The 5,387-nt window shown below is 66.1% G+C and carries 7 protein-coding genes; 6 read left to right on the top strand and 1 reads right to left on the bottom strand.

Annotated features, from left to right (window positions below):
• Positions 1–227 precede the first annotated feature (227 nt).
• A complete protein-coding gene (locus tag ACTHL9_RS15180) occupies positions 228–1,232 on the bottom strand; it encodes a glycosyltransferase (RefSeq protein ID WP_440520122.1) in 1,005 nt (334 codons plus the stop codon).
• Between the two features lie 368 nt (positions 1,233–1,600).
• Between ACTHL9_RS15180 and ACTHL9_RS15175 the strand changes: the two genes are divergently transcribed.
• The 6 genes from ACTHL9_RS15175 (at position 1,601) to ACTHL9_RS15150 (ending at position 5,302) form a co-directional block, all read left to right on the top strand.
• Complete coding sequence (locus ACTHL9_RS15175) at positions 1,601–2,053, top strand: Asp23/Gls24 family envelope stress response protein (protein ID WP_440520121.1); 453 nt, start codon at positions 1,601–1,603, stop codon at positions 2,051–2,053.
• Complete coding sequence (locus ACTHL9_RS15170) at positions 2,050–2,241, top strand: hypothetical protein (RefSeq protein ID WP_440520120.1); 192 nt, start codon at positions 2,050–2,052, stop codon at positions 2,239–2,241. Before ACTHL9_RS15175 ends, ACTHL9_RS15170 begins: the two co-directional genes overlap by 4 nt.
• Complete coding sequence (locus tag ACTHL9_RS15165) at positions 2,238–2,594, top strand: hypothetical protein (RefSeq protein ID WP_440520119.1); 357 nt, start codon at positions 2,238–2,240, stop codon at positions 2,592–2,594. Before ACTHL9_RS15170 ends, ACTHL9_RS15165 begins: the two co-directional genes overlap by 4 nt.
• Positions 2,591–3,214: a hypothetical protein gene (locus ACTHL9_RS15160; RefSeq protein ID WP_440520118.1), complete on the top strand. Its 624-nt coding sequence runs from the start codon at positions 2,591–2,593 to the stop codon at positions 3,212–3,214. The genes ACTHL9_RS15165 and ACTHL9_RS15160 overlap by 4 nt, the downstream gene beginning before the upstream one ends.
• Entirely contained in the window at positions 3,211–3,840 is a 630-nt protein-coding gene (locus ACTHL9_RS15155) for a hypothetical protein (protein ID WP_440520117.1), read from the top strand. Before ACTHL9_RS15160 ends, ACTHL9_RS15155 begins: the two co-directional genes overlap by 4 nt.
• 175 nt (positions 3,841–4,015) lie before the next feature.
• A complete protein-coding gene (locus ACTHL9_RS15150) occupies positions 4,016–5,302 on the top strand; it encodes an ABC transporter substrate-binding protein (protein ID WP_440520116.1) in 1,287 nt (428 codons plus the stop codon).
• The last annotated feature ends 85 nt before the right edge of the window (positions 5,303–5,387 follow it).

Genomic DNA, 5,387 nt, shown 5'->3' with positions numbered 1-5,387 from the left:
CGTCCTCGTCGTCCCCGAGCTCCCCAAGACCCGCTCCGGGAAGATCATGCGCCGCCTCCTCAAGGACGTCGCCGAAGGCCGCGACCCCGGCGACGCCACCACCCTCGCCGACCCCAGCGTCATGCAGCAGATCGCGCAGGAGCTGCTGGGGGTTTAGGGCCGAATCCATGGTGCTGCAACGGATGAGCATCGAGCAGGAGGCCGGACGGCTGTCTGGCGTGCCGTGCTCAAGCCTTAGGCTGAATTGCCCGCTTGACGGCGTCCCCTCTTCTGATCAGACCGGCTGCGTGGGTGAAGGCAGGACCGAGTTCCGTGCGTGAGCGCAGAACACCTGCCGCCAGCACAGCGACAATCCTTGGAACGGCGACCGCGCTGTCAAATGTCGCGAGCGCCTTTGAAAGGCTGTTGCTCGGAACTGGCAATCGCGCTTCCAATGTGCGCAGCATGATCGCTTTCCATCCGAAAGTCATCGTCGCCACCATCATTGCTACTGACGTGAAGGAGGAAGACCCTTCGAAACGCGCTGCGAGCTGACGTGCCCTACGCACGGATCTCAGGGGGTTGAATGACTCAGTCGCTTCTCCGATAACATTCGACGCATGCTGGACGTAATCCTGCACGACGTCGTCAATGATTTCGTAGCCGCCCCAAGCGGCCGCGGCGACCCCTATCCAGTGGTCATGGTTCTGCGTCAATGTGTGGAGTTTCGGGAAGGGCAGAACTACATCGAGCAATTCTCGTCTAAAAATCGACAGCCCTCCCGTCACCTGGTTCTGCACCAGAAGATCGCAAATATCCGTGCGCTGCCGGTTGGTTGAGGCCGAGATGACTCTGCCCGTATCGGTCACGACTCGCGCTTGGCCCGAAACCAGTGCGACACGTTCAAGACGGGGTATGAGCCGCTGAAGCTTTTCCGGATACCAGTAATCGTCCTGATCGGATAGTGCGACCCACTCTGCAGAGGGATCCACCAAGGTCAGCCCACGTTCGAAGTTCTCATAGAACCCCAACCTCCTGTCGAAGCCCGCCACGCGGAAGCGGGCGTCGCCGGGCACGATCTCGTGAACCAGGCGCTCCACCTCGTCGGCTTCACCATCGGCAGTAATGACGCATTCGAAGTTTTCATGCGTTTGATCCCTGATCGACAAAAGCTGACGCTCGAACAAGGCCGGATTCGGCTTGTAAGCAGCCAGGACAATTGTTCCGAAGGGTGTTGAGGCTTGAGGATCCACCCAATAATGGTATCAGCCCTGTCGGACCCTCAGTGATGCCCATTGAGAGGGCGGGTTCTCATGAGGTTGTGGGAGACTCGATTACCTGGCAAGAGAAGATCTCCGATTCTCGCTCTTTTAGGAAATGTCGAACGCCTTTTCATTATGGCGTGACACCTTCGCCAGGTCTTGAAAGGTGCAACTCACGCGGCTCTCGGCCGTTCGGAATCCCGATAGTGCAAGCCAGGGCGGGCCCTCACGGGGCAGGCCCCCTGAGGGCAGCAAGATATGGGTGGCCACGAGAGGGCGCGCTTTGGTCCTCGGCACGGTCGTCCCTGCGTACTAGGGTGGGATCGAGTCCACTGTTCTGCCACGAGCGAGGGAGCCGAATGGAGCAGCATCCCGAGGTGCAGCCCGGGCCGCCCGCGTACGCGGTCGACGTTCCCGAGGCCACGGGGCGAACCGTCATCAACGAACAAGCGGTCGCGAAGGTCGCCGCTGCGGCGGCCCGTGCGGTGCCGGGAGTGCATTCGCTCGGCAGCGCGCCATCGCGCGCGCTCGGTGCCATCCGGGATGCGGTGGGCGCCGATCACGCAAGCGGGGTGCGTGCCGAGGCAGGAACCAGCCAAGCCGCCGTGGACGTGACCCTCGTGGCGAAGTACGGAGTCCCGCTCCAGAGGCTCGCCGACGACGTCCGCGCCGCCGTCTACCGCGCCGTCGAGCAGCTCACCGGACTCGCGGTCATCGAAGTCAATGTCGAGATCGCGGACGTCTTCATCGGAGAATCCAAGCCTTCCGCCTCCCCCCAGTCGGCCGGACCGGCCGGAATCGAGGTGCTGTGAATCTGACAGTGGTAGGCATCGCGATCGGTGCCTTCGTGGCCTTCATGTCCTTCCAGTTCGGTGCATGGGGCTTCATCGGTTCGCTCATCTTCATGGCGATCGGCGCGATCCTGGGTCGCGTCGTCGAGGGCAAGGTCGATCTCCGCCGCGTGTGGGACGCGCTCAACGGAAGGCGCTCGTCGTCGTGAGCACCCTCGCCGGGCACAACAGGGTGAGCACCCAGGCGCTCACGAGCCTTGCGCAGGCGGCCACGGCCGAGCAGTTCGGCGTGCGTCCTGCCGATGTCCGCGCCTCGTGGGCGGACGACGCCGGCCTCCTGGCCCTGCGCGTCGTCTCGCCTGTCGCCGTGCCCGAGTTGGACTCCGTGGCGGGGCCCGAGGATGTCGCCGCCGCGGGCGGCAGCGTGTGGGAACGGGCGACGGCGGCCAAGGGTGCCATCCTGCGGCGCGTCTCCGGGCTGAGCGGGGCCCAGCTGAGCCGCGTCGACGTCCGCGTCGCCGGGGTGCGGCCGACGACGAGCGGGAGGGCCCGCGTCCTATGAGCGTCGAGGCGCGCGACACCACTGAACCTGCCCGATCCAGCGAACCCTCCCATGGCTTGGATTCGGCCCTGCGCCGGGAGACGACCTCGGGCCGGGCCGTGGCCGCGGTCGTCGTCGCGCTCCTCGTGATGCTGCTGTGCGTCTACGCCCTCCTCGAATCGACCCTCCAGGCCATCGGCCAGCCGGCGTGGATCACCGATCCCGAGTCCGCGGCGCGCTTCGTCGCCGGACTGCCGGCCGGAATCAACCCGGGCATCCTCGGCCTGCTGGGCGTCGTCGTCGCGATTGTCGGCCTCATCTTCGTCGTCGTCGCCCTGCGGCCCGGCCGGGCGGGGCGACGAGTCCTGCCGAGCCGCCGGATCGCCGTCGTCCTCGACGACGAGGTGCTCGCCTCCGCCCTCGCGCGGCGCGCACGGGCCGCGGCCACGGTGCGGCCAGAGCAGGTAACGGTCGTGCTCTCGCACCGTGAGGCGATCGTGAACGTGCGCCCGACCTCCGGGATCCCGGTCCGGGCGGAAGACGTCCTCGCGGCTGTCGAGGACGAGCTGCGCCGCCTGCGGCCCCAGCCGTATCCGCTCCTTCGTGTCAGGGTTGCGGGAACGGGGGTGATCGGGGCGTGAACGGGACGCCGCGTGCCCTCAACCGGATCCTGATCTTCATCTTCGGGATCCTCTTGGTTGCCGTCGGGGTGCTCCTGGTGCTGCTGGCCGCAGTGCCCGCGGTCGGCGCGTGGTGGGCCTCCTGGGCACCGGCGGCTTCCCTGCGTGCGGGGGATCTGTTCGCCACGACGGCGTTCCCGGGCACGCGTGTCAGCTGGCTGTGGGCCCTCGCGATGGCCTTGCTCGTGGTGATCATCCTGTGCATGGTGTGGTGGATGGCGCATCAGGGCACGGGCCGCCAGGACCTCGTGGCCTGGTCGAGCCCGACGGCGGAGCGCGGGTCCCCGGACGAGGCGCCGGGGCGGGTGGCCATTGCGGCTTCCGCAGTGGACCAGGCGATCCGCGGAGCCCTCGCGCCGAGGAAGGACCTCGTGGGCTCCTCAGTGGCAGCGGTGGAGTTCGAGGGGAAGATCGCGCTCAGGGTGCGTGTCGTAGCTCGCCAAGGCGCGGATCCGCGCGAAATTGCCGACGACGTACAGCGCCTCATCGGCGCGATGGACTTGGTCTTCGGGCACTCCTGCCCCGTGCTCCTGCACGTCGCCTCGGGCACGCGCTCCCGGTTCAGCCGGGCCGAACGCGTCCGCTGATAATAGCGATAATTCCTGCCTCTCGCGCGACTTCCGAGACAAATGTGTAAGCGCTTGATCACGGAATGGAAACGTCCTGCGTAAGCGCTTGCACACAGCTCTTGCACAGCCTAGGGTGAACTGCGTCACAACCCCGGGGGCGGTAGAAGCTGCCCCACAGACAAGGGAGTCGAGCATGAGAAAAACGTTCTCCAAGTACACTGCGCCGTTAGCCACGGCAAGTGTGCTGGCCCTGGCACTCTCTGCCTGCGGAGGCGGCAGCAGCTCAGGTGGCGGGGGCGGCGACGCCGCATCGCAGAACTTGGATGGCCGCGGCCCGATCACCTACGTCCAAGGCAAGGACAACTCGAATGTCGTCCGCCCGCTGGTCGACAAGTGGAACGCGGCCCACCCAAACGAGCAGGTCACGTTCAAGGAGCAGTCGGACCAGGCCGATCAGCAGCACGACGACCTCGTGCAGCACTTCCAGGCCCAGGACGCGAACTACGACGTCGTGGACGTCGACGTGATCTGGACCGCGGAGTTCGCGGCCAAGGGCTGGCTCCAGCCGCTCAAGGACAAGCTGGCGTTGGATACGTCTGCGATGCTCCCCGCCACGGTCAAGACGGCCACGTACAACGGAACGCTCTACGCGGCGCCGCAGACCTCCGATGGCGGACTGCTCTACTATCGCAAGGACCTCGTCCCGAACCCGCCGAAGACGTGGGACGAAATGATGAGCATGTGCTCGGTTGCGAAGCAGAACAACATCGGCTGCTACGCAGGCCAGTTCGCCCAGTATGAGGGCCTGACCGTCAATGCCGCCGAGGCGATCAACACCTGGGGCGGCAAGATCGTCGACGATTCCGGCAAGGCGGTTGTCAACTCGCCCGAGTCGAAGACCGGCCTCAGCAAGCTCGTGGATGCCTTCAAGAGCGGGAACATTCCGCAGCAGGCCATCACGTATCAGGAAGAGCAGGGCCGCCAGTCCTTCGAGAACGGCCAGCTCCTGTTCCTGCGCAACTGGCCGTACGTGTACAACCTGGCCAAGACTGACGGTTCGTCGGTGGTCAAGGACAAGTTCGGCATCGCGCCGCTCCCCGGCAAGGACGGCCCCGGTGCCTCCTCGCTCGGTGGCCACGACGTGGCGATGAGCGTGTACTCGAAGCACAAGGCGACCGCGCTCGACTTCATGAAGTTCATGACCAGCGCTGAGACCGAGAAGTTCTACGCGACGCAGGGCTCGCTCGCCCCGGTCCTCTCCAGCCTGTACAGCGACGCGGACCTCACCGCCAAGCTGCCGTACCTGCCCACGCTGCTGACCTCCATCCAGAACGCCGTCCCGCGCCCCGTGACGCCGTTCTACCCGGCCGTCACGAAGGCGGTCGAGGACAACGCGTACGCAGCACTCAAGGGTGACAAGTCGGTGGATCAGGCTCTGACCGATATGCAGTCCGCACTCCAGGCGGCCGGCGCCAAGTAGTCATTGCACCGACTGGGCGGGGGGGGGGGGGGGCGGGCCCCCCCCCCCCCCCCCCACCCCCCGCCGGGCGCGCGGGGTGGGGGAG

It is taken from the genome of Sinomonas sp., from assembly GCF_051955515.1.
Taxonomy (GTDB): Bacteria; Actinomycetota; Actinomycetes; order Actinomycetales; family Micrococcaceae; genus Sinomonas.
This window is presented reverse-complemented; position numbering and strand designations above follow the sequence as displayed.

What these genes read in the sequence shown, in the direction of transcription:
- ACTHL9_RS15175 (WP_440520121.1), top strand. Translation starts at nt 1,601, where the DNA reads ATGGAGCAGCATCCCGAGGTGCAGCCCGGGCCGCCCGCGTACGCGGTC.
- ACTHL9_RS15160 (WP_440520118.1), top strand. Translation starts at nt 2,591, where the DNA reads ATGAGCGTCGAGGCGCGCGACACCACTGAACCTGCCCGATCCAGCGAA.
- ACTHL9_RS15150 (WP_440520116.1), top strand. Translation starts at nt 4,016, where the DNA reads ATGAGAAAAACGTTCTCCAAGTACACTGCGCCGTTAGCCACGGCAAGT.